The organism is Pedobacter psychrodurus, from assembly GCF_032678585.1.
Classification (GTDB): Bacteria; Bacteroidota; Bacteroidia; order Sphingobacteriales; family Sphingobacteriaceae; genus Pedobacter; species Pedobacter psychrodurus_A.
The window spans coordinates 1-23,224 of sequence record NZ_JAVTSN010000065.1 but is presented as its reverse complement, the minus strand read 5'-3'; the positions used below and the strand labels follow the sequence as shown (position 1 = coordinate 23,224).

Annotated in this window: 21 protein-coding genes; 8 read left to right on the top strand and 13 right to left on the bottom strand. The window is 37.9% G+C overall.

Translation table 11 applies throughout. The features are described 5' to 3' along the window. Position 1 precedes the first annotated feature (1 nt). Positions 2–1,291 (bottom strand): MFS transporter, encoded by a 1,290-nt coding sequence (locus tag R2S57_RS27830; RefSeq protein ID WP_316848187.1) that lies wholly within the window; start codon positions 1,289–1,291, stop codon positions 2–4. Between the two features lie 209 nt (positions 1,292–1,500). Here R2S57_RS27830 and R2S57_RS27825 point away from each other — a divergent pair, with 209 nt between their 5' ends. Then, complete coding sequence (locus R2S57_RS27825; RefSeq protein WP_316848186.1) at positions 1,501–2,397, top strand: glycoside hydrolase family 25 protein; 897 nt, start codon at positions 1,501–1,503, stop codon at positions 2,395–2,397. A gap of 66 nt (positions 2,398–2,463) precedes the next feature. On the opposite strand, the gene R2S57_RS27820 is transcribed toward R2S57_RS27825, so the two are convergent. Next, a complete protein-coding gene (locus tag R2S57_RS27820) occupies positions 2,464–3,561 on the bottom strand; it encodes a dipeptide epimerase (RefSeq protein ID WP_316848185.1) in 1,098 nt (365 codons plus the stop codon). 193 nt (positions 3,562–3,754) lie between these two features. Between R2S57_RS27820 and R2S57_RS27815 the strand changes: the two genes are divergently transcribed. Both R2S57_RS27815 and R2S57_RS27810 read left to right on the top strand, forming a co-directional pair. Then, positions 3,755–5,764 (top strand): thioredoxin domain-containing protein, encoded by a 2,010-nt coding sequence (locus R2S57_RS27815; protein ID WP_316848184.1) that lies wholly within the window; start codon positions 3,755–3,757, stop codon positions 5,762–5,764. 10 nt (positions 5,765–5,774) lie between these two features. Next, positions 5,775–6,281: a peptidylprolyl isomerase gene (locus tag R2S57_RS27810; protein WP_131531931.1), complete on the top strand. Its 507-nt coding sequence runs from the start codon at positions 5,775–5,777 to the stop codon at positions 6,279–6,281. 91 nt (positions 6,282–6,372) lie between these two features. On the opposite strand, the gene R2S57_RS27805 is transcribed toward R2S57_RS27810, so the two are convergent. From R2S57_RS27805 to R2S57_RS27775, 7 genes are all read right to left on the bottom strand, one after another. After that, positions 6,373–7,002 (bottom strand): Uma2 family endonuclease, encoded by a 630-nt coding sequence (locus R2S57_RS27805; RefSeq protein ID WP_316848183.1) that lies wholly within the window; start codon positions 7,000–7,002, stop codon positions 6,373–6,375. A 9-nt stretch (positions 7,003–7,011) separates the two neighbouring features. After that, positions 7,012–7,641 (bottom strand): Uma2 family endonuclease, encoded by a 630-nt coding sequence (locus R2S57_RS27800; RefSeq protein ID WP_316848182.1) that lies wholly within the window; start codon positions 7,639–7,641, stop codon positions 7,012–7,014. A gap of 40 nt (positions 7,642–7,681) precedes the next feature. Next, on the bottom strand, positions 7,682–8,902 hold the full coding sequence (locus R2S57_RS27795) for a hypothetical protein (RefSeq protein ID WP_316848181.1): 1,221 nt from the start codon (positions 8,900–8,902) through the stop codon (positions 7,682–7,684). Continuing rightward, positions 8,895–9,479, bottom strand: coding sequence for an RNA polymerase sigma factor (locus R2S57_RS27790; protein WP_316848180.1), 585 nt, complete (start codon positions 9,477–9,479; stop codon positions 8,895–8,897). The genes R2S57_RS27795 and R2S57_RS27790 overlap by 8 nt, the downstream gene beginning before the upstream one ends. A gap of 124 nt (positions 9,480–9,603) precedes the next feature. Beyond that, entirely contained in the window at positions 9,604–10,299 is a 696-nt protein-coding gene (locus R2S57_RS27785) for a DUF4397 domain-containing protein (RefSeq protein WP_316848179.1), read from the bottom strand. A 168-nt stretch (positions 10,300–10,467) separates the two neighbouring features. Then, the gene (locus R2S57_RS27780; RefSeq protein WP_316848178.1) at positions 10,468–12,090 is read right to left on the bottom strand and encodes an ABC-F family ATP-binding cassette domain-containing protein; all 1,623 of its coding nucleotides are present in this window, start codon (positions 12,088–12,090) and stop codon (positions 10,468–10,470) included. A 279-nt stretch (positions 12,091–12,369) separates the two neighbouring features. Continuing rightward, complete coding sequence (locus R2S57_RS27775) at positions 12,370–12,549, bottom strand: hypothetical protein (RefSeq protein ID WP_316848177.1); 180 nt, start codon at positions 12,547–12,549, stop codon at positions 12,370–12,372. A 252-nt stretch (positions 12,550–12,801) separates the two neighbouring features. Here R2S57_RS27775 and R2S57_RS27770 point away from each other — a divergent pair, with 252 nt between their 5' ends. From R2S57_RS27770 to R2S57_RS27755, 4 genes are all read left to right on the top strand, one after another. Beyond that, a complete protein-coding gene (locus R2S57_RS27770; RefSeq protein ID WP_316848176.1) occupies positions 12,802–13,353 on the top strand; it encodes a hypothetical protein in 552 nt (183 codons plus the stop codon). Between the two features lie 194 nt (positions 13,354–13,547). Then, entirely contained in the window at positions 13,548–14,123 is a 576-nt protein-coding gene (locus tag R2S57_RS27765) for a nitroreductase (RefSeq protein ID WP_316848175.1), read from the top strand. A gap of 90 nt (positions 14,124–14,213) precedes the next feature. Continuing rightward, positions 14,214–14,558: a DUF1801 domain-containing protein gene (locus R2S57_RS27760; RefSeq protein ID WP_316848174.1), complete on the top strand. Its 345-nt coding sequence runs from the start codon at positions 14,214–14,216 to the stop codon at positions 14,556–14,558. Between the two features lie 73 nt (positions 14,559–14,631). Beyond that, on the top strand, positions 14,632–15,084 hold the full coding sequence (locus R2S57_RS27755) for a 3-oxoacyl-ACP synthase (RefSeq protein WP_316848173.1): 453 nt from the start codon (positions 14,632–14,634) through the stop codon (positions 15,082–15,084). Between the two features lie 221 nt (positions 15,085–15,305). On the opposite strand, the gene R2S57_RS27750 is transcribed toward R2S57_RS27755, so the two are convergent. The 4 genes from R2S57_RS27750 to R2S57_RS27735 form a co-directional block, all read right to left on the bottom strand. Further along, the gene (locus tag R2S57_RS27750) at positions 15,306–16,472 is read right to left on the bottom strand and encodes a DUF3298 and DUF4163 domain-containing protein (protein WP_316848172.1); all 1,167 of its coding nucleotides are present in this window, start codon (positions 16,470–16,472) and stop codon (positions 15,306–15,308) included. Positions 16,473–16,720: 248 nt separating this feature from the next. Then, positions 16,721–17,605, bottom strand: coding sequence for a polysaccharide deacetylase family protein (locus R2S57_RS27745; protein WP_316848171.1), 885 nt, complete (start codon positions 17,603–17,605; stop codon positions 16,721–16,723). Between the two features lie 12 nt (positions 17,606–17,617). Beyond that, entirely contained in the window at positions 17,618–18,979 is a 1,362-nt protein-coding gene (locus R2S57_RS27740; protein ID WP_316848170.1) for a M1 family aminopeptidase, read from the bottom strand. A gap of 55 nt (positions 18,980–19,034) precedes the next feature. After that, positions 19,035–19,913 (bottom strand): polysaccharide deacetylase family protein, encoded by an 879-nt coding sequence (locus R2S57_RS27735; protein WP_316848169.1) that lies wholly within the window; start codon positions 19,911–19,913, stop codon positions 19,035–19,037. 175 nt (positions 19,914–20,088) lie between these two features. On the opposite strand from R2S57_RS27735, the gene R2S57_RS27730 reads away from it, so the two are divergent. Beyond that, positions 20,089–22,596, top strand: a complete 2,508-nt coding sequence (locus tag R2S57_RS27730) for a S9 family peptidase (RefSeq protein ID WP_316848168.1) — start codon at positions 20,089–20,091, stop codon at positions 22,594–22,596. The last annotated feature ends 628 nt before the right edge of the window (positions 22,597–23,224 follow it).

Sequence of the window (23,224 nt, the reverse complement as noted above, 5' to 3'; positions counted from 1 at the left end):
TTTATTCAATTTCCAGCTGAACTTCAGTTTTTTCTAAAACAACTTTCGCCTGTCTTATATTGAGTGTATTAAATCCCCAGGCACAAAATAAAAGCATACCTGCCAGCCCTAGCCAAAGCCAGTTGTAACCAAGATTTTCGGCTACTAAGAAACCTAAATACGGACCAGCAAGTTGTGCGAACGACCAACTTAAAGTATAACCTGCCGCATATAAGCCTCTATTGTGTGCATTACTCCTGCTGATAACGATGGTATTGATGAAAGGTAAGGTAAGCATCTCGCCACAGGTAAAAACAACAATGGTTAATATTGCCATCACAATGTGAAGACTTACGGGAGCGCTTAGTATGACGTATGCAGCTGAAAATAGTACTGCGCCTATAATGATGAAAAATATAGGCGGTTTTTTTGCTTCAATTTTATTGATCATCACCATCTCAAAAAGAGCAATAACGGCTCCGTTGATACCAATGATAATACCGATGGCAAATTCGTCGATATGCCATTCTTGTTTAAAAAATACCGGCACAATCCTGAACATTAAAAAGGCACAGGTAATAAATATGGTGGTAAGCAAAATAAATTTTACGTAGAAAGCGTCATTCCAGGGCTTCAGAATGACCCTGTTATTTGCCGTTTCTTTTGCTTTTTTGATGAAACCTTTCAGCTGTGGTAAAAACGTTAGGATCAGCAGACCTACAATAATACTTACAACACCTTCAACAATAAAGAGTAGCCTATAATTAATAGAAGCGATTATACCTGCAAAACTAATGCCTATAGACCAGCCCATGTTGGTTGCCAACCTGTTTAAGGAGTACGACCGTGTTAAAGTGCCTTCTGCAGAGTAGTGGGCCACTGCTGTAAAATTAGCCGGTCGGAAAGCCTCAGAAAAAAAACTGATTATAACCGCGAGGATACACAGACTATAAAAGTGGGTGAGGGTAGAAAATAAGATAAACAGCAGACCACTGATAATGGAAGATAAAACCTGTACGGGGCGGAAGCCAATCATATCGGTCAATTTACCACCTGTTGCTGAGCCAAGTACAGAGCCGACACCAAATAAAATAATGATCAACCCTGCGTCTGTTACCGATCTATGCAGGCTTTGAGTAACAAAGAGCCCCATAAAGGGAACGGACATGCTTCCGAATCTGTTAAACAGGATCACAAAACTCAGTAACCAGGTTTCTCTGCTTAATCCACTGAAAGAGGTTTTGTATGTATTGTAAATTGAGGCAAACATAGATGATTTTGTAGGTAACAAAAGTAGGAAATGTAATTCCATTCCCAGTTAAATTTATGGTAATCACTTGGCAATTTTTAATTAACTGTTATTACCTAATTATTCAGGTTTTCCGGAGTTTGTAAAAAAGCTTAGCTTTAATTAGTTGTAGTAAAAAGTAAAACCACACAATTTTTAATGGATATGGTATTAGTTATTCTGGAGGCTTAATTTTTATTTCCCCACTTTTTCCTCAACTTTGCTAAAGAAATATGCCGCCAGAGAAAAGAACCCCAATCAGTAAAACTCCAGTTACCAAAAAACCTGTCGTTAGGAAACCTGTAACCAGAAAGACAAGCACAAACAAGAAAAAGAAAAAAGCCGTTTCCATTCAGCTTAAATTGGTTATTGCAGGTTTACTATTGGTTCTACTCTCTCCATTTTATTATGGTTATGTATTAAGAAGCTTTGTAGCGACCTGGCGGTGGGTTAAAGACTGGGGGCAGGATCCCAATTACAGAACCTATAAGAGTTTTAATATCAAAATCCCCCAAAAATATACCATTCATGGTATCGATGTTTCCTACTATCAGGGCAAAATAAACTGGCAAAAGGTAAAGGAAATGAAAGAAGATGAGGTAAGCATTCGGTTTGCCTTTATTAAAGCCACCGAAGGATTGATGTTGGTTGACCCTTATTTTCAACGCAATTGGAGAGAGGCACCAAAATCAGGTATTATTTGTGGCGCTTACCACTTTTTAAGACCAAAGAAGGATGGCAAAACACAAGCTAAGTTTTTTTTACAGGTAGTGAATATCGAAAAAGGAGATCTACCTCCAGTTGTTGATATCGAATCGTTAGATGGTGTTTCACCATTAAAAATGCGGGCAGAGTTGTCTGACTTTCTTAATTATGTAGAAATGAAAACCAAAGTTAGGCCAATCGTTTATACCGGGCTTAAATTTTATGAAGATTATCTGGTTGATCATTTTGACGATTACCCCTTGTGGATTGCGCATTATTATCAACCGAAATTGCGTATGGATAAAAGCCGTTGGAAATTCTGGCAACATTCTGATAAAGCCAAAATTAATGGCATTGGCCATGTTGTCGATTTTAACGCTTTTAATGGAGATAGTTTAGCGTTGGATCAGATGTTGGTTCATTAGATACGGTTAATTATTTAAATTGGTTAACTGACTCCAAACACCAAACACTCAACTCCAAACTAATAACTAAACCGTCCAGCTTTCACATTTCTCCAAGAAAAATTCATCCGCTTCAGCACCGATACCAATTTCCTCCGGAACATCAAGAAAGTAGCCGTTGTAAGTTAAGCCACCAACCACAGGATCGACCAAATGGCCTAATAAGGCTGTATCCAAGTCGAAAAACTCCACATTAGGGCTTGCCAAAGCAAAATGTAGATTAGCGCTTAAGGCAATCCGGCTTTCGAGCATACTGCCGATCATACATTTTACACCGCGCTGCAAAGCTTCCTCATGGATTTTTTGCGCCTCTAAAATGCCCCCTGATTTCGAAAATTTAATATTTAAATAGGTTGTAGATTGACTATTGATCAGTTTACGGGCATCATGATGGTTGTAACAGCTTTCGTCGGCCATTAATTTAATCGGCGAATTTATATTTAACTCAGGGAGTTGATCATCGTACCAGGTGCGCATAGGCTGTTCGCAGAATTCGATATTGTATTTTTCCAATTCACCTAAAGCAAATAAAGCATCATCAAAACTCCAGCCCTGATTGGCGTCCAGGCGTAAAGTCAATTCCTCACCAACAGCTTCGCGGATGTGCTTAACCCTTTCAATGTCATCATGAACCTTTTTGCCCAGTTTGATTTTAATAATGCGGCAGCCCTGACTTTTATATTTTAGAGCCGTTGCAGCCATTCCTTCTGGCGTATCGATACCAATGGTCATATCGGTTTCGATGGTACGTTTAGTTCCACCAAGGAATTTATAAAGGGGTAATCCTGCATTTTTGGCGGCGATATCAAATAACGCCATATCGAAAGCACTTTTAATGGTGTTGTTGTGGTCTGCGTAACCCAATAAATCGTTCATCCGTTCAGGAATTTCCAAAGGATCTTTGCCTTTTAATATCGCTGCGAAATCCTTCGCCATCGCAATACAGGTTTCCTGGGTTTCACCCACGATCATCGGGAAGGCAGAACATTCTCCAATACCATGAATGCCCGAGTCGGTATAAATCCTGACCAATACATTTTGGGCAAAATGCATGGTTCCTGTTGCAATTACAAAAGGTTCCATAGGTATGCTAAAGCGGTATATTTCGGTATGGGTGATTTTCATTTTTTTATTGGTTATTTAATTCAAAAAGTTATCTGTCTTTGCAATTCTCTGCTGTTCCAATTTGATGTGATAGATTCATTTCCAACTAAAGTATAAAAACAAAAACTAAATAGGAACAGGTTTGTAGATTATTAATAGATTTACCCTTCAAATTAAAATTCCATTTTCCCGCTTGCATTTTACATCACCTCCCATGTCTGAAACCAATAACTTAATCCATGCTTCATCACCATATTTACTGCAACATGCCCATAACCCTGTTAATTGGTACGAATGGGGCGCAGAAGCATTAGAAAAGGCAAAGGTAGAAAACAAACTGATATTGGTGAGCATTGGTTATTCGGCTTGCCATTGGTGCCACGTAATGGAGCGCGAAAGTTTCGAGAACCATGAGGTTGCCGAGGTAATGAACCGTCATTTTATCTGTATCAAGGTCGATCGCGAAGAACGTCCCGATATTGATCAGATTTATATGTACGCTATACAGCTCATGACGGGCAGTGGGGGCTGGCCTTTAAACTGTATTTGTTTGCCTGATCAACGTCCAATTTATGGTGGTACTTATTTTCGTAAAAACGATTGGATCAATATTTTAGAAAATGTTGCTGCGCTTTGGGCAAATGAACCCGATAAGGCCATTCAATATGCAGAGCGATTGACTTCTGGCATTAAAGACAGTGAAAAAATAATTCCTGCAATTGCAACAGAAGCTTATACCAATGAACATTTAACCGAAATTATCGATCCCTGGAAACGCCATTTCGATATTGGTTATGGAGGGTACAACCGCGCTCCAAAGTTTCCTTTGCCCAATAATTGGGTATTTTTATTGCGTTATGGCTTTTTAAAAGACGATGAATCTGTTTTTACAGCCGTTTGTCATACGCTCGAAGAAATGAGCAGAGGTGGTATTTATGATCAGATTGGTGGTGGTTTTGCCCGTTATTCGGTTGATGATAAATGGCACGTGCCGCATTTTGAAAAGATGTTGTATGATAACGCACAATTAATCAGTTTGTATGCCGAAGCTTATCAGTGTACCAAATTCGATTCTTTTAAGCAGACCGTTGTTGAAACCATAAATTGGGTTTTCGAGGAGATGACTTCGCCTGATGGCCTCTTTTATTCAGCATTGGATGCAGATAGCGAGGGTGTAGAAGGCAAGTTTTATGTATGGGATAAAACAGAATTCGATCAGGTATTAGGCGAAGATGCCCGATTGATTGGTACGTATTATAATATTACCGAAGAAGGTAATTGGGAAGAAGAGCAAACGAACATTTTACGTAAAACCATTAGTGATGATGATCTGCTTGCAAAATTTGATATCGATGCTGACGTGCTTTACGATAAGGTAAAATCAGCCAAAGCAAAACTAATGGCAGTGCGAAGCAAAAGAATTAGGCCTGGCTTGGATGATAAATGTTTAACCGCCTGGAACGGCATGATGATTAAAGCCCTGGCTGATGCCGGACAGGTGTTAAATCACAATCAATATTACGAAAAAGCCTCTACTGCAGCGCATTTTGTTTTAGATCATCTGAAATCAGAAAATGGTGGCTTATACCGTAATTATAAAAATGAAAAAGCTTCTATTACCGGGTTTTTAGATGATTATGCATTTTTTATCGAAGCTTTAATCGCCCTTTACGAAGCAGATTTTGATGAAAAATGGTTGGAAGAAGCCAAATCGTTAACAGATTATGTAATCGATAATTTTTCTGATCCTGATTCGCCGATGTTTTTCTACACTTCAGCCGAAAGCGAAGATTTAATTGCCCGTAAACATGAGGTAATGGACAATGTAATACCAGCTTCAAACTCTACCATGGCGCAAAATTTAAAGAAACTGGGTTTACTTTTCGATATCGATCTTTATACTGAAAAAGCCTCAGAAATGCTTGCTGCGGTTCAATCTAAGATCAAAACTTATGGTTCTGCCTATTCAAACTGGGCCATTCAACTGCTAAACGAAATTTACGGTATAAACGAAATTGCCATTACGGGTTTAGAAACAGATGTTGTTAAATTAGAATTAAGCGGACATTATATTCCAAACAAAATTACATTGGGCGGAACAAAAAGTAACTTGCCACTGTTAAAAGGTAAGCAAAGCAATGAAACAAAAGTTTATATTTGCCGAAATAAAGTATGCCAGTTGCCGGTTAACACTGTTGAGGACGCATTAGAGTATTTACAATAAATTAATTTAAATGAATATTTCACCAAACTCTGTAGTAGCGTTAACTTACGAATTGCATACTACTAACGAAGAAGGACAACAAGTTTTTGTAGAAAAAGCTGATGAAGAAAATCCTTTAGTATTTTTATATGGCGTTGGCATGATGTTGCCTAAATTTGAAGAGCATTTAACCGGTTTAAAAACTGGTGATGAATATGGTTTCGAACTTTCTGCTGCAGATGGTTACGGCGATATTGATCCAGGTGCTTTTGCCGATCTTCCAAAAACAATGTTTACCGAAGCTGGTGGCGAATTGCCTAATGTTGGTGATGTGATTCCTTTACAAGATAACAATGGTAACCAATTTAGAGCAGGTGTTACTGCTGTTCACGATGAAACCATTTCAGTGGATTTAAATCACCCAATGGCCGGTAAAAACCTGGTATTTAACGGTGTGATTTTGAATGTACGTGAAGCCACTCAAGATGAATTGGCTCATGGCCATGCTCATGGTGCTGATGGTCACTCAGGTCACTAGGTAATCGATATAAAAGAGCATTTTTAAAGAAGTCAGGTTTAAATAGCAAAATTGCCATTTAAACTTGACTTCTTTGGTTTATATATCCGTGTTAATCCTGAAAAACCTCTTCCAGAACAAGCTTAAATCCTGGTAGTATTGACGTGGTAACCTCTTCGCCTGCTGTGAGTAATTTTGTAGGCTGAAACTTACCTTTATCATCAAGAATGTATCTGAAAAATGTTTTCTCCGAAGGGCTTACAATCCAGTATTCTTTAACACCTGCTTCTTCGTACACCTCATATTTGTTCACCAGTTCCTTTTTATTGTTTCCTGGCGATAAAATCTCGACAACAATATCTGGCGCACCAATGCATCCACGTTTATCGAGTTTATCCTGATCACAAACCACTACAATATCTGGCTGTACAACAGTAAAAACTTCTTTATCCTCCTGGGTTTTCTTTGCTAAGCGAACATCAAATGGGGCGGTGTAAACGTGACACGGTTTTCCTTTAAGGATATTGTATATGGGGCCGAAAATGTTGGTTAAAATCCCTTGATGAATACGGGAAGGAGCAGGACTCATTTCAAAAATGTAGCCTTTGATAATTTCTAAACGTTCTTCAAATTCGAAACGCATATAATCGGCGTAACTGTAAGTAGCAGAAAAATCTACCTCATTAAGCGTTTTAATTGCTGGTAACTCTTCTTCTGTTGGATAGGGTTTAATGTTTTTCATATTTTTATACTAATCTTTAAACACCTCGTTAAGAACAAGCTTAAATCCTGGGATAATTGAGGTTGTTACCTCGTCTCCGTCAGTGAGTAATTTTGTAGGTTGAAATTTGCCTTCATTATCAAGAATGTACCTGAAAAAAGTTTTCTCCGAAGGGCTTACAATCCAATATTCTTTAACACCTGCTTCTTCGTACACCTCATATTTATTAATCAGTTCCTTTTTATTGTTGCCGGGTGATAAAATCTCGACAACAATATCTGGCGCACCAATACAGCCACGTTTATCGAGTTTATCCTGATCGCAAACCACAACAATATCTGGCTGTACAACAGTAAAAACTTCTTTATCATTTTGGGTTTTCTTTGCCAAGCGTACATCAAACGGGGCACTATATACTTCACATTTATGACCATTCAAGGAATTGTAAATAGGTACATAAATTCTTCCAGATATTTTTTGATGAATACGGGAAGGTGCAGGGCTCATTTCAAAAATGTAGCCTTTGATAATCTCTAAACGTTCTTCAAATTCGAAACGCATATAATCTGCATAACTGTAAGTAGCAGAAAAATCTACCTCATTAAGCGTTTTAACTGGAGGTAGCTCTTCTTCGGTAGGGTATGGCTTGATATTCTTCATATTCGGTATTTAACCAAATATACTAAATATCTTAGTTTTTTTAAAAATCAATTTTCAAACGCAGTCCGCCGTTGGTGAGATTAAGATTTTCTTTGGAGAAGGTTTTCATCGGAAGCCTTAAAAAAGGTTCGATGGCAATATTGTTCTTTTTAGATATTTTTTGTTTATAACCCAAAGAGAAATTGTAGAATCCGATGTATTTATCAGGATCGATATTGGCTTCGGGCTGCGGCTCAGTTGTTTTTTCTTTCACGATAAGTGTTTTAGAGTCGGAATAACCATTTACAGCCGGAGAAGAAAAACTCTGTACCTGATTTACGAGATAGTTGTTCTGTTGTGAGTTGTTTAAAACTGCCAAGGCAGAAACACCGATATTGGTGTACAACTTATCGCTTATATTATATTTTAATTCTAAAGGAATGTTAATTCCACGAACCTTTGCATCAACTGATTCGAGGTTTTTACCTGATAAAGTTTGCGGCGCAGATGCGTTTAACGATTCGGTTGTACTGATAGAAGCATAAGAAACGCCAGAACTTATCGATAATTTATTGGCGATAGCATAAGATAACGAGAAGCCATAATTCATGGTTACCTTATTGTCGTTCCCCATTGCAGGAGCAACATATACATCAGGTTGCCACTTAGAAATTTCGTTTGTTTTAGACTGTGGTTTTTGCTGATTTGCATAACTGTCTCGTGCAAGCAGATCCTCAAATGTTGTTTGCTTAACTGGCACAGGTTTTTTCTTTTCTGTTGAAATATCAAATTCTTTTGACTTTAAGTTTGAAATATTTATGCCCGCAAGTTTATCATCTAATACATTGTTGTTGATTGGATTCAATTCTTTTGATGTATTCGCAAGAGTATAGTCGTTATGCTGTGTTACCGCGGTTTGTTGTGGTATAGTTTGTGTAACTATAGTTTGATCATTAACATCTGGATGATTTAAGGAACTGATATGATCATTTGATGGAGTAGTAGCTTCTTTAGTTCCAATATTGGTATTTCCTTTACTTAAGGGATTGTGTCCTGATTTAGGTTTAGTAATTGCAATCTCGTTTTTAGGTGTAGTATTATTTAAAGTAAAAAATACAGCACCAAATATTAAAATTATGGCAGCAGCAGCCCATAAAGGCCAGTAAGCAACGCCTCTTTTTTTGTTGTCTTTCTCCGAAAAACGCTCCCATGCACCATCAGGGTATATTTCCTCATGGTTTTGGAGTTGCGCTGTAATGTGCTCAATTAATTCCTTATCCATTTTTTTCGTATGAATTAACCATGGTATTTAGGTAAAGGGTACGTAACTTATTTTTAGAGCGGGTAAGGTATACACGACTCGAACTTTCTGGAATATTAAGCATCTTTGAGATCTCATCGTGGGCAAAGCCTTCAATTTCGTATAAGTTAAATACCAGTCTCTGTGTATCTGGTAAGTGATTTAATAAATTCAAAATATCATTAACATGAAGTTCCGAAGCAACCGAAACCTGTGTAACCGGATGTTCGCTTTCTGCCAGGTCGTCAACATAAAACTGAGCCTTCGAACTCCGTATCTTATCTATTGCTGTCCGCGAAGCAATCTGGGCAATCCATCCTTTAAACGATCGCTGTAATTCTTCCGGATTTTTTGGTGCTTTAAAGCCACCAACATGTTTGAAAATCTTGATAAAGCTATCATTTACAAGCTCTTCACTGTCCGAAGGATTCTTTGTATACCTTAAAATAATGCCCATTAAATAGCCATAAAATGATTTGTACATCATTTCTTTACAGCTATTGTCGTTTTTTACACAGCCTTTTAAAATTTCCTCAAAACTGAGTATTTTTTTTATCACCCCTGTAAAGGACTATTTATTAAAGGTTTATCATGATTAATTGGTTGTAAATTTAAGAAAATAACACCACCCAATTTTTTTGAGTGGTGTCAATTTTCAATTTCACAGGTAGAATGAAGTATTTTTATTTGTTTGTCATCACTGACAATCCAACTCCAGTACTATCAGTTTTGCTTGATAAGCCTTTAGCCCAAATGGTGTAAATCTTTCCTTTTTCGATTTTAACGGCTGGTAAGCTCACCTTAACAACACCACCTTGTTTTAATTGGAAAGTGTAGCTGTCGTTTGCAGCGATATTGCTGAAAGGGGTAAACTCTTTAAATGCTTTTGCTGTAAATAATGGTGCATCTGTACCTGAAACGGCTAAATCAAATGGTGCAGAACCTGGACTTAAGTTTACAAAACGAACTTTTGCTTTATCGGTTTCTGGTGCTTTTAAATCATCTTCAAGAATCAGAAGTTTTGTAGATTTTAAAGTGTCTACTACGAAAACTGAGTAGAATGAACCTGATTTTAAGGCAGCTGTAGCTGTAGTTAAATATTTTAATGAATCTTTTTTGGCAACACCCACTAATCTTGTACCAGGATAAGCAGCATAATAGCCCAAATCTTTGGTATAGGTAAAGCTGTTTATTTTTTGGTTATCCAGGATAAAATCTAGGGCAGCTGTTCCAGGTGATGCATGTATGAAACCAATACCTGCAGCTTCGATCGGATCGTTGTTAAAATCTTTTTTGCAGGCAGTTATGGTTAAAGTGATAGCTAAGAGAGAGAGAATAATTTTTGTCGTTGTGCTAAAATTTTTCAAATTCGTTTTCATTTTAATGTTTTAAATCAATTTATGAATAAAATTGGTTAATGGCCATTAACGCTTTTTTCTTGTAAAACGATTAATGGAATGAAAACGCTACACCAGCGCTAATTTTTTATAAAGAAAAAGCCACATGCTGTTGCACGTGGCTTTTAAAACGGTATTTTAATGAAAAAATTAAGAATACATTTCTTCTCTTAGTTTTGCAACATCGCTGCTGTTGATGTATTCATCGTAAGTCATCAGCTTATCAATCGTGCCTTTTGGTGTAATCTCGATCACGCGGTTGGCAACAGTTTCTGTTAACTGGTGATCTCGTGAGGTAAACAATATTGCACCTTTAAAATCTTTCATGCCATTGTTCAAGGCTTCGATAGATTCTAAATCCAGGTGATTGGTAGGTTCATCAAACATCAATAAGTTGGCTTGTTGTAACATCATCCTGGAGAACATACAACGCATTTTCTCACCCCCTGAGAGTACTTTTACATTTTTAAGCACTTCCTCGCCTGAAAATAACATACGGCCCAAGAAACTTCGTACAAACTGCTCGTCAGCTTCGGTGCCCGAATATTCACGTAACCAATCAACCAGGTTTTCATCCTTGCCAGCGAAATACTCAGAGTTATCGTTCGGAATATCAGCAGTACTGATGGTAACGCCCCATTTAAATTCGCCTCTGTGATCCGTATCTCTTCCCGTTAGTACATCATAAAATGCTGCGGTAGCCAAACTGTTTTGAGATAGCATAGCAATTTTATCGCCTTTGTTTACCATGAAAGTAACCTTGTCGAACAAAATGCCCTCATTTCCATTTTTACCCAGGTTTTCTACCTGTAATATCTGGTCGCCAGCCTCACGGCCTGTATTGTTGAAAATAATTGCAGGGTATTTCCTGCTCGATGCCTTAATCTCTGTAATATCAATCTTATCTAAAGCTTTCTTACGTGAAGTTGCCTGTTTCGATTTGGAAGCATTCGCGCTAAATCTGCGGATAAACTCCTGCAGCTCCTTAACCTTTTCTTCCGTTTTCTTGTTCTGGTCGCTTCGTTGTTTTAAAGCCAGCTGACTAGATTCGTACCAGAAGGTATAGTTACCGGTATAGATACTCATTTTAGCGAAATCGATATCCACAATGTGTGTGCAAACTGCATCTAAAAAGTGCCTATCGTGAGATACTACCAATACAATGCTTTGGTAATCGGCCAAGAAGTTTTCTAACCAGGCAATGGTTTCGATATCCAAATCGTTGGTGGGCTCATCGAGTAATAAAATGTCAGGATTACCAAATAAGGCCTGCGCCAATAACACACGTACTTTTTGTGTGTTATCAAGCTCTTTTAATAATTTATGATGGTTATCTTCAGTAATACCTAAGCTACTTAACATGGTTGCCGCGTTACTTTCCATGTTCCAGCCGTCCATTTCAGCAAAAATATTCTCCAGTTCTCCGGCACGTTCGCCATCTTTCTCGGTAAAATCTTCTTTCATGTAAATGGCATCTTTTTCTTTCATGATGGCATAAAGTTCTTTATGACCGATCATTACGGTTTCTAATACCGAAAACTCATCAAATTCGTAGTGGTTCTGTTTTAAAACCGCCATTCTTTCGCCTGGAGTAAAAGCCACGCTACCCGAAGTTTGGCTAACTTCTCCCGATAAAATTTTTAGGAAAGTAGATTTACCCGCTCCATTAGCCCCAATTACACCGTAGCAGTTGCCCTGGTTAAATTTTAGGTTAACATCTTCAAATAATGTGCGCTTGCCGTACCGTAACGATAAATTAGAAACTGAAATCATGCTGTTATTGAAATAAGGCGCAAAGATAGGCAAAAAGGTTGAGGGTAGAAAGGTATTTGATTGTTGGAAAGATGAAATGTTAAAAGGTTGGAAGGTTGAAGGTTTGGAAATGAAGGGTTATGTTATTTTCGGGACGAGCAGCCCTGCTTTCACTTCAATTTTTTAAAAACAACTGCTGTTATGCTAAGTTACGAAGCATCCGTTTCATCGGTTGCAGATGCTTCGTGCCTCAGCATGACAGCCTATTCAGGGTTGTTGCTATTTTAAAAGTATTTCAGTTCAATCTGGTTTATTGATGGTAGGGTTGTGCTTCTTGGCCAATGATTTGAAGTTAAGATCAAATAAACCAAATGGGTTAATCTTGCCATCTGTGCTAAAAATAATCTTCAAATCTGTGGCAAAATGATTGGCAAACAGAAAAAGAATACTTTTGGCGAAACCATTATTGAAGATGAACATGGAAACGTATTGGCAAAATAAAAAAAAATGTTTTTGGGGATACAGTGATAGAAGATGTTAACGGTAAAAAGGTCAGCATTTACAAAACTGATATTTTTGGGAATAAAACATTTGTTCCGGAACATTAAATCTTATAGATTAACCAAACATCGCAAGCTTAATTCGGGCTTAAATTATTTTTAATAGTTTAATGAGGGTAATACCGTTCAAAACTTGCGAGATTTAATCTACTAAAATATTTATTTTAGCCACATGCAAAACCATATCTTGCTCGAAACCATAAAAACAACACTTCAGAAAAATAAAGTAGAAAAATTAGCGGCAATTGCTTCAGAAGAAACTTTTTCGGTTAAAGATCTGATCGATTTAAGTTTCCATCATGATGAACAGATCGGTTTCAGATCGGCATGGATTTTAGAAAATGTATATTCGTGTTATGAGGAAAGGTTTTTGCCCGATGCACTTTATTTTTTAGAAAAGTTTCCTGAACAAGGCAATTTATCAGCACTGCGGCATTTTGTTAAAATTTTGGCGTTTATGACCAAAAAAAATGCCTCTACTGTGGTTAAAAAGATTATTGCTGATTATGATACCGATCATTTGGTAGAGGTTGTTTTTGCCTGGTTGATTGATGAAAAGGTGCCCGTAGCCGTAAAATCACATTGTTTAAATATTTTAGCCAATTTAAATGCCAAACATAGTTGGATAAGGGAAGAGCTGATACAAACGATGGATTTTTTGGTGGATAAAGAGAGTGTAGGTTTTTTTTCAAAGGTAAAGCAGATCAGGAAGCAGTTAAAGTAGCAAGTATTGAGTAGCAGGTATTAAGTAAAGAGTATCAAGTAGAGAGTAGCAAGAAGCTAGTATCAAGTAGGAGTATCAGGTATCAAGATACAATGGATTGAGTGGCTAGGTAAAATGAACATCAAAAGGTCAAATATTTGAGCATCTAACGCCATAAATCTTCTTCATTTCGGCTTTTACCTTATATTTACCAAATGAGTACAACATATGATATCATTTCAAAAATTATAAAAGAACGTCGCAGTATTTTCCCTGCCAGCTATATCAAAAAGGAAATTCCGGTTGAAGTAATTAACCAGATTTTAGAAACAGCCAATTATGCACCAACACATAAATTAACGCAACCATGGCGTTTTGTGGTCATCAGAAAGGCAGGTTTAGCAAAACTTGGTGAAGAACTGGGTAGACTATATAAAGCATTGGTAAGCCCACAACAGTTTTTGCAGAAAAAGTACGATAGCTTTGCCGAAAAAACGAGCCAGGCCGATTGTATTATTGCCATCAATATGCACCAAAGCGGTAAAATACCAGAGTGGGAAGAATTGGCAGCGGTATCTTGTGCTGTTCAGAATATGGCTTTAACTGCCGAAAGTTTGCAGGTTGGCGCGTATTGGAGTTCGCCACCTCTGATTGATGATCTGGGCGATTTTTTAAGTCTGGGCGAAAATGAAAAATGCATCGGCTTATTTTATATGGGCTATCACAACGAAAAACCCTGGGAACCCAATAGGACATCGATGGAGGAAAAGGTAAGGTGGATTGAGGGGTAGTCAATAGCTCTAAGTCCATAGTCATTAGTCTAATTAATCGACTCCGGACTTCTGACTTTGGACTAAGCATCGCCATTCCATCATCCATCTATGTTAAATCCGCTGGATAATTATTTCGAACAAAAAGATGAGCCAATTAAAAGCTGCCTTCAATATTTGAGGTCGCTTTTAGTTGGGTATGACGATATTACCGAACATTGGAAATATGGAATGCCTTTTTATTACCATAAAGGGAAAATGTTCTGTTATCTTTGGATCCATAAAAAGCTGCATCAGCCTTACATTGGTTTGGTTGACGGAAATAAATTTCAACACGAAGATCTGTTGCAGGAGAAAAGAGCCAGAATGAAAATTTTATTGATCAATCACCTTGAAGATATTCCCAAAGAGAAAATAGCATTTATTTTAAAACAGGCCTTTGACCTTCGCAAATAGTCTCATTATTCATTTTCAATCACCATCTTGCATTTTCCATCATCCATCATCCATCTTACATTATCATCATTACATGTCTGCATTAAAAACTAATCTCTACCAACTTTGCTTAACATTTATCCAAAACAGGATAGAAAATATTGAATATTCTTTACAACAGGCACGACAGGCATCAAACGACGATACGAAAAGCAGTGCTGGCGATAAATATGAAACCACACGCGAAATGATGCAGCAGGAAATGGACCGTAACAGTAAATTACTTTACGAAGCGGGTCAACAGAAAATCGCCTTACAGCAGATTGAAAATGTAGAGTCGGATCAGGTGGTTAAAAATGGGAGTCTGGTTTTAACATCAGAGGGCAATTTCTACATCAGCATTAGTGCGGGCGAATTAAATACTGATGGGCAGAGATTCTTTGCTGTTTCTCAGGCTTCGCCAATAGGCAGGTTTTTGATTGGGAAGGCTAAAAATGAAAGTTTTAAGTTTAATGGGAAGGATTATATCGTGAAAGAAATATTATAAAGTTTTCAGTTGGCAATTTTCAGTTGGTAAGTTTCAATTTCTAGTTGAAAATTGAAACTAGAAATTAACCCCAATTTTTTTTCTCTAACATTTCTTAGTGAAAAATCTGCGGTTAAATCTGTGTGATCTGCGGGAACCATTTATGTCTATCTATTCTCTCCAATTTGATGTGATATACGAAGCTTCAGTTTGTAATTAACTATAGACTGTCAACTGAGAACTTATTTAATCCCCATTCGTTGTGCAAATGTCGGAACTAAATAGGTTTTTAAATCTGTATAAGGAACGAAAACTACAATCTGGCCCTGGGCATAACTGGCTACTTCGTAAGGGTTATACATAAAAGCGATTCCGTTGGCATTAAAGTAAAAATTATTATTCGGTTTTATGAAGTCGTCGAATAATACGGTACTTAAGGCATCTTTAGTCTTGATATTGTATTCTTTCCTAATGTTGCGCTCCAAAATGCCCTGTAAAGTATTCGAATCTATTTTGACGATATCGCTCAGTACCAATTGTTTTTTGTTCTTTACATCTAAACAGAACATGATACTGCTATAATTGCCATGTGCGCCACCGGTATAGGCATCTGCGAGGAAATCGATTACAACATAACCATTATCATTATAACTCACCGACTGCTGACTATTGTTGGTATAGTTCAACCAGGCCTGAAAATCTTCGCCACGGCTAGTTTTTGATTGCTCGGTAGCCTGCGTTTTGTAGTCTTTAAAATAAGCAGTAGCTATGTTTTTGAAACCTGTTGAGCGGTCGGCTGGTAATTTAACACCTGAAATTTTTTTAAGTTCGGTATTGAGCCAATTGCCGTATTCATCCTGGTTTTTGCTTTCGAGGTATTCGAAACTGATTTCGGCCGCTGGCGATTTTGGCTGATGGGCGAAGGCTTTAACCGAGTCTTTATAGATACCCGCGTTAAGAGGATAACTACCGTCAGGGTATTTTTCTGCTAAAACGATCGGAAATTTTTTAGTTTTGTCGCCGCTTTCCCAATTCCCGTTAAAGCCATTCCCATTCCATTTTAGCGCTAAATGTGGCGATTTAAAATCCTGAGTGAAATATGACTCGTAAAAACTGTATTCAGTAAGTACAAGGCTATCTTTACCGATCAAGGTATCGGTTGAGAGGTTTAGCCATGAACCATCATAATAATAAGTGCCGCTTACATCATCATCAACCTTTTGCAGGTGCATCACTACCTTTTTGCCTGCAATGGTACCTTCTAGCCGTTTATAAAATGTCTTATTAAGCTCCGCTTTTGCATGCGTTGTGCTATCTGTGCTTTCGGTATTATTAGTCCCGTTTTTAGGGTTGTTACAGGCTGATATGATCGCTAATCCGAAAAGGCAAAAGATTAAAGGATATTTCATTGTGGAACTGCTATTGTTATAAAGTTGGTTTATTGTTGTAAAGTTGTAGCGTTGGAATATTATATTTTATGATAAATTAAACTTCAACATTTCATAGGATTGTAAAGTCGCTTTATTGTTGTAATGTTAAAAATTTGTAAAGTTGAAATGTTGTATTTTTCCGACGGATTAATTTCAACATTCAAACTGTTTAAGATTAAAACCTTTCAACTTCTCCCAACATTTGAACCTCTTTAATTTAAACCGTTCTACTTAAATTTTGTTTTATTAAAACTTTTATTGATGCTGTAGTATAAGTTTTTTGCGGTGTATCTTCCAGGATCGATTATCCTTCTGATGGTGTATAGCGGATAATTTTCATCCCTTGCTGTTGAAAGGATAAAAGCAGCTTTAAAGCCATGTTCCTTTAACTTGTGTAAGGTTGAAGCTTTATACACACCGTAAGGATAGGCGAAATATTCCACCTTTTTACCAGTAATTTCTTCGAGTTTTTTGGTTGGCACATCAATTTGTGTTGTCCAGTCTTCATCGGTAAACTGAGCAAAGTTTTTATGGTCGTAGGTATGGCTGGCAATCGTATTTCCTTCGTCGGAAAGCTGTTTAATCTGCTCTTTGGTCATGTAATTAATCCTACCTTTTCTGCCGATGGATACCGTCATAATAAAATAAACACCTTTAAAGCCATATTTTTTCAAGGTAGCGTTTCCAATGGTGAATTGATCCTGATCGGTATCATCGAAAGTGATCATGATCGGTTTTTCAGGTAGCTTAGCGTTATAAACCAAATAATTGTACAGCTGATCGGGCAAAATAGTGTGGTAACCGCTATCGGCCAGCATTTTCATGTGCTCCTTAAATTTATCAGGGGCAATAATATCATCATGTGCTCTTTTGCTGTCGCTGGCAATATTGTTCCTGATCTGGTGATAACAGATTACAGGCACTTCCCTGCGCGCCAGAATGGTTTTGTTATCGGCAGGCTTCTTGTTTGCCGAATCTATTTTAACCATTTCGGTAGTACTTGCTGCAGCAGTTTTTTCTTTTTGTTTATTGCCTGAGCAGGCCAACGAAAATGACCCCAAAAATAGAACCGATAAAAGGGTATAGGCAGCTGGTTTTAGATGTTTACTCAACGTTTTTTAAATTTATTTGACCAAAGATACAGCGTTTTCGGAAAGGATGAATGTTTTTTCATAATCATCCCATTCTTTTTGTGTGATACCCGATTTTAATGCATTTTTTTTAAAGAAAGCATAGTCTGTTGATTCATTTTTGGTGCTTAAACAGGTGTTGAGGAACTTAAACATCCGCTGCTCACCAATCATCTGCTCTAAGCCCCGGAGTAAAAAAGGACCGTAAGAATAACGGTAAGTACCCGATATTTCGTTTATTTCTTTAATGCTATTTAAGGGCTTGGCCTTAAAGTTTTTTAACTGTTTCCCTCTGTCTTCAAAATATTTGGTGCCAAAAGCTTTGCCGAATTTTTCTTCCGCTGCTTTAACCGATAAATACTCTGCGGTCGATTCTAAAAAGAACCAGAACAAAGTTGAATTTGGTTGCAGTACATTTCCGAAATAGTAATGACCAATTTCGTGTGCAATAAAGGGATAATCGGTAGAATCTTTAAGTTTACTGTGTTCCTCGTCAATCATATCGCCCAGTTTAATGCCTGCAAAAGCAATTGTTGGGAAAGCCACAAAACCCCAGCTTCTGCCTTTGTTAAATTTTTCTACAGGGGCATGTTCAATAAAAACATTTTTAGTGTTGTAGGGGATTTTTAAAACCTTGAAATAGTAGGTTTTCATTTCGGCAATATTCTCTTCAAAAACTTTCAGCTGTCTATCGTTCATCTGCGTGTTTAGAAATATCGCCCCATTGGTTTTTTGTACGCCATAATCGCCCGCAAAGATCATAGGTGCTATGGGCACATTCGATTTAAATCTGGCAACCGGACCTGCTTTAGGCAGATCGCCGTTTACAAAAATTGTTTTTGCATCCTTACTGCTCACCTGAATATCGAAAGTCATCTGCTCAATCTGACGGTCATTTTTGATGTCATAAATAATCGGGTACCATTTAGATTGATCGGTGGCCCGCATGGTTTTGCCGTTAAATGCGATCAAGCCCTTAAAATCGACAAAATTCAGTGTATCGGTATAAATCGGGAAGGCTCCGGTATAGGTGATGTGTAGTTTAACCGGGTTTACCATGGTACTATCTTTATACAATGGTGCATAGGTTAAGCCCTCGCCGCGCATGGCGCCACCGTAAAAGCCAGAATATTTAAGCGTCTGGTTTGCCGAATCTTTTATGGCCTTAATGTTGAAACCTTTGTTCAGTAAAATCTGGTAATCTTTTCCCAGGTTGGGGATGTTGCTTAATACAAAATCGCAGGTAATCTGGCCAGTGGCCATTACAATTTCTACTTTTCCGCTTAAATGTGGTGTTTGTGCTTGGAGTTTAATGACCTGTAAGATCAATAAAATAAGTAGCGCAATTTTTTTCATGATAGAGTCGGTTCGTTAAAAAAGAAAATCCCGGCGCTTGCCGGGATTATTTTATTTAAAAGCTATTTTTAATGCTATTGCTTAATGTTTTTGGCGACCAATATCCGCTGGCAATAATTCTGCGGATGGTAAACAATGGATCCTTTTCATCGCGTTTGGTTGATAGTTGATAAGCCATTCTGAAACCACGTTTTTTTAATTCAGGAATACCTTCTGCGTTCCATAAACCAAAAGGATAAGCAAATTCGGTCATGGTTTTGCCTGTAATTTCTTCCAGTTTTTTGGTTGGTTTATCCAATTGTTCCTCCCAATCCTTACCAGCGTATTTTTTAAAATTTTTATGGTCGTAAGTATGGCTGCCGATAATGTTTCCTTCGTCTGAAAGCTGTTTGATCTGCTCTTTGGTCATGTAATCTACAAATTTGCCTTTTCTGCCGATCGAAACCGTCATGATAAAATAAACGGCTTTGTAGCCCAATTTATCTAAAGTTGGGCGAACGATGGTAAACTGGTCCATATCCGTATCGTCAAAAGTCAACATAATGGGTTTGCTCGGTAGGGCAGCGCCGGTGTTCAGGTAAGCATACAGCTGATCAGGCAAAATGGTGTGGTAGCCACTATCGGCCAGCATTTTCATCTGGTCTTTAAAGTTCTGGATTTCTACGATATAATCTTTACCTACTTTACCATCGGTTGGTTTCCAGTTCCTCACCTGGTGGTAACATAAAATAGGTACTTGTTTTCGAGCGAGTATGGTTTTTGCATCGGCAACTTTTATCTTCGAAACATCAACCGGTGTTCCAGTACTTGCTGCGGTTTTAGTCGTTTGAGTGGTAGAATCTTTAGTAGCAGAATTTTCTGTTTGTGATTTAGACTGGCAGCTGGCAAATAAAATTACTCCGGCTGTTATTAAGGTTAAAAAGCTGTATTTCATTATTGGGATATATAGCTACAAAACTAAAAAATCCATTAATTATTTAACTAAGAAAATAAATTGTGTTAATAATTAATTGGAGAAGTAAGAAAATATGCAAACTATCGCATTTATTACACATTAAAACCTTCTTAATCGTCTTTAATTAAATAATTTAGCAGCTCAAACAAAATTAATGAACAAACTTTATAAACTCCTGCTGTGTGCGCAGTTTTTATCCTTAACTGTAGCCGCACAAAACAAAACATTTACCATCACAGAAAATATCCAGCCCCAACCTAAGGCAAATTATCAGCTTGCATCGCGTTTTTCGCCGAACAAGTTGAAAAAAATGGTTTATTCTACTGCAGTAGATCCGCATTGGCTAAAGTTGAGCAACCGTTTTTGGTACACTTTCGAGAGTCCGAAGGGCAAATTCTGGTATTTGGTAGATCCTGCAACAAAAAGCAAAAAGCTGATGTTTGATAACGCCAAAATTGCTGCAGATATTACGCTTGCCGTACGCGACCCATTCGATGCTGAACATTTACCGCTCGAAAACCTAAAATTTGCTGCCGATGAGAAAAGTATTTCCTTCGAAATCAAAAGTAGCGTTGATGAGTTAAAAAAAGATAGAAAAGATAAAAAGGCGGCGGATTCAATGCAGAAGAAAATATTTTCTTTCAAATACGAACTGGCCAGTGCAAAGCTAACGGAAGTGCCAAATTTCAGTAAACCTAAACCGAAACCAGATTGGGGCTCGGTAGCGCCCGATTCATCAGCCATTATTTTCTCCCGCAATTACAATTTGTATTGGATGGATAAAGACAATTACAAAAAAGCGGTTAAAAATGAAGAAGACAGTACCATTGTAGAGCATCAGTTAACCAAAGATGGGGTGAAATTCTACTCGTACGGAAGCGATGGCGATGGAGAAAACAATGTAGAGAACGAAAAGAACAATAAAAAACGACGTGGCGCTTATGTGCTTTGGTCGCCAAATTCAAAATATTTTGTACTCGATCGAACCGATTCTCGCAAGGTTAAAGATCTTTGGGTAATCAACAGTGTTACACCTGGCCGCCCAACTTTAGAAACCTATAAATACCAGATGCCGGGAGAGGCCGAAGCTCCTCAGGATGAAGTATTGTTATTCGATTTTACAGCAAAGTCTTACAAAAAACTCAGTGTTGCCGCCTTCAAAGATCAAAGTGTTTCGGTTTGGAGCAAGCCATCCTTAAATAAAGACCGCGATAATGAATTCCGCCCGTCTATCTGGCTGGGTAACAATAGCAGGTTCTATTTTTCTCGTAGCAGCCGTGATTTAAAACGCATTGATATCGGTACCATTGATATCGCTACCGGAAAAGTTACACCCATCATCGACGAACGTTTTAATACTTATGTTGAAGTGAACCGTCCGGGTTTGGTAAACGATGGTAAAGAGCTGATCCATTGGAGTGAGCGTGATGGCTGGGCTCATTTTTATCTATTTGATGAAAACGGTAAACTGAAAAACCAGATTACCAAAGGAGCTTTCCATTGCGAAAGTATCGTAAATATCGACGAGAAAAAACGCATACTTTATTTTACTGCAAACGGACGTGAAGGAAAAGAAGATCCTTATTATTTGCATTTGTACAGCATCAATTTTGATGGTTCGAATATGAAACTGTTAAATGCCGGCGATTTTGACCATGCTTCGAACATGAACGATAACAATACTTTTTTTGTCGATAACTACTCAAGGGTAAATACGGCACCAAAAGCAACACTTTATGATGGAACTGGTAAAAAAGTAATGGATTTGGAAACAACCGATCTTTCGCTATTAATGACCGCAGGTTACAAATTCCCTGAAACTTTCAAGGTAAAAGCTGATGATGGTATTACCGATCTATACGGTGTAATGTATAAACCTTTCGATTTCGATCCGAATAAAAAATATCCGATTATTGAATACGTGTACCCTGGACCGCAAACGGAGGCTGTAAACAAGGCCTTCAGCAAAAGCATGGACCGTACCGAGCGTTTAGCTCAATTTGGTTATATCGTAATCACAGTAGGTAACCGTGGCGGAAACCCTTCGCGTTCTAAGTGGTACCATACTTACGGTTATGGCAACTTGCGCGATTATGGTTTGGCCGACAAAAAAACTGCTATTGAGCAATTGGCAGCAAAATATTCGTACATCGATGAGACCAAAGTGGGCATCACAGGTCACTCTGGTGGTGGATTTATGTCTACCGCGGCCATGTTGGTGTATCCCGATTTCTTTAAAGCTGCGGTTTCGAATGCGGGTAACCACGATAACAGCATTTACAACCGTTGGTGGAGCGAGAAACACCATGGTGTAAAAGAAACGATTTCGTTAAAAGGGGATACCTCATTTAAATATAGTATTGATAAAAACCCCGATCTGGCCAAAAACCTGAAAGGACATTTGTTATTGATGCACGGCGATGTTGACAATAACGTGCATCCGGCAAATTCCATCCGTGTGGCCAATGCATTGATGAAAGCAGGTAAACGTTTCGATTTCCTGATCATTCCTGGTCAACGCCATGGTTTTGGCGATATGACCGAATATGCTTTCTGGAAATTGGCCGATCATTTTAACAAATATCTAATCGGCGATTTTTCTGAACCAAGCGATGTTGATCTGGTAGAAATGGATAGGGATATTGAGCAAAATGGAAAGTAATTATTAACCACAGATGAAAATGATGAACACAGATTCTATCAGTTTTACCTGTTCTTAAAAATGCTTTGCCATGGTTCGTGTCTCCACGAACCATTTTAAAATTCTTATAATGGCCTGTAGAAACGCAGGCCATTTTTTTGCAATATGTTTAATCATTTTGCCACGGAGACTCGGAGGAGCACGGAAAAATGGATTAAATGATGATGCTTGGTTTATTCATGCGCTCATCGGTGAAAAAAATACTCCATGTAAATCCGTGCTTCCATGCCTGAGCGGCTGGGCAGGTATGGCTAAAACTACTGTTTTACAAATTGCCGTTTTTTTGGAAAGCTGGTTTTGGTAGTCCTTCGGTTATTTCAGTCCTGCTATTGCCTATAGTCCCGATTTGAGATTTTTCTGAAATACAATATTTATTGAAATCGGGAGCTATTTGGCGCTATCAGGTTTAATTTGTTTTGCTGTGTTCCAGATCAAAACCTTTCGATATCCAAGCTTGGTGGCTCATCAAGCTTAAGATTAGATAAAAGTAGTATGATTATCTGTGTTAATCCGTGCCTCTCCGTGGCTAAAAATTAATGCCGTGGCTCATTTTCCCAAGCATTCTAAATAAAAAAGCCCCGAATATTCG

Bases quoted from the DNA above. Each gene is read 5' to 3' on its own strand.
- R2S57_RS27815 (WP_316848184.1), top strand. From the start codon at position 3,755: ATGTCTGAAACCAATAACTTAATCCATGCTTCATCACCATATTTACTG.
- R2S57_RS27785 (WP_316848179.1), bottom strand. From the start codon at position 10,299: ATGAAAACGAATTTGAAAAATTTTAGCACAACGACAAAAATTATTCTC.
- R2S57_RS27735 (WP_316848169.1), bottom strand. From the start codon at position 19,913: ATGAAATACAGCTTTTTAACCTTAATAACAGCCGGAGTAATTTTATTT.
- R2S57_RS27780 (WP_316848178.1), bottom strand. From the start codon at position 12,090: ATGATTTCAGTTTCTAATTTATCGTTACGGTACGGCAAGCGCACATTA.
- R2S57_RS27760 (WP_316848174.1), top strand. From the start codon at position 14,214: ATGTTAAATCCGCTGGATAATTATTTCGAACAAAAAGATGAGCCAATT.
- R2S57_RS27820 (WP_316848185.1), bottom strand. From the start codon at position 3,561: ATGAAAATCACCCATACCGAAATATACCGCTTTAGCATACCTATGGAA.
- R2S57_RS27750 (WP_316848172.1), bottom strand. From the start codon at position 16,472: ATGAAATATCCTTTAATCTTTTGCCTTTTCGGATTAGCGATCATATCA.
- R2S57_RS27810 (WP_131531931.1), top strand. From the start codon at position 5,775: ATGAATATTTCACCAAACTCTGTAGTAGCGTTAACTTACGAATTGCAT.
- R2S57_RS27800 (WP_316848182.1), bottom strand. From the start codon at position 7,641: ATGAAGAATATCAAGCCATACCCTACCGAAGAAGAGCTACCTCCAGTT.
- R2S57_RS27825 (WP_316848186.1), top strand. From the start codon at position 1,501: ATGCCGCCAGAGAAAAGAACCCCAATCAGTAAAACTCCAGTTACCAAA.
- R2S57_RS27795 (WP_316848181.1), bottom strand. From the start codon at position 8,902: ATGGATAAGGAATTAATTGAGCACATTACAGCGCAACTCCAAAACCAT.
- R2S57_RS27775 (WP_316848177.1), bottom strand. From the start codon at position 12,549: ATGTTCATCTTCAATAATGGTTTCGCCAAAAGTATTCTTTTTCTGTTT.
- R2S57_RS27770 (WP_316848176.1), top strand. From the start codon at position 12,802: ATGCAAAACCATATCTTGCTCGAAACCATAAAAACAACACTTCAGAAA.
- R2S57_RS27755 (WP_316848173.1), top strand. From the start codon at position 14,632: ATGTCTGCATTAAAAACTAATCTCTACCAACTTTGCTTAACATTTATC.
- R2S57_RS27765 (WP_316848175.1), top strand. From the start codon at position 13,548: ATGAGTACAACATATGATATCATTTCAAAAATTATAAAAGAACGTCGC.
- R2S57_RS27730 (WP_316848168.1), top strand. From the start codon at position 20,089: ATGAACAAACTTTATAAACTCCTGCTGTGTGCGCAGTTTTTATCCTTA.
- R2S57_RS27830 (WP_316848187.1), bottom strand. From the start codon at position 1,291: ATGGAATTACATTTCCTACTTTTGTTACCTACAAAATCATCTATGTTT.
- R2S57_RS27740 (WP_316848170.1), bottom strand. From the start codon at position 18,979: ATGAAAAAAATTGCGCTACTTATTTTATTGATCTTACAGGTCATTAAA.
- R2S57_RS27805 (WP_316848183.1), bottom strand. From the start codon at position 7,002: ATGAAAAACATTAAACCCTATCCAACAGAAGAAGAGTTACCAGCAATT.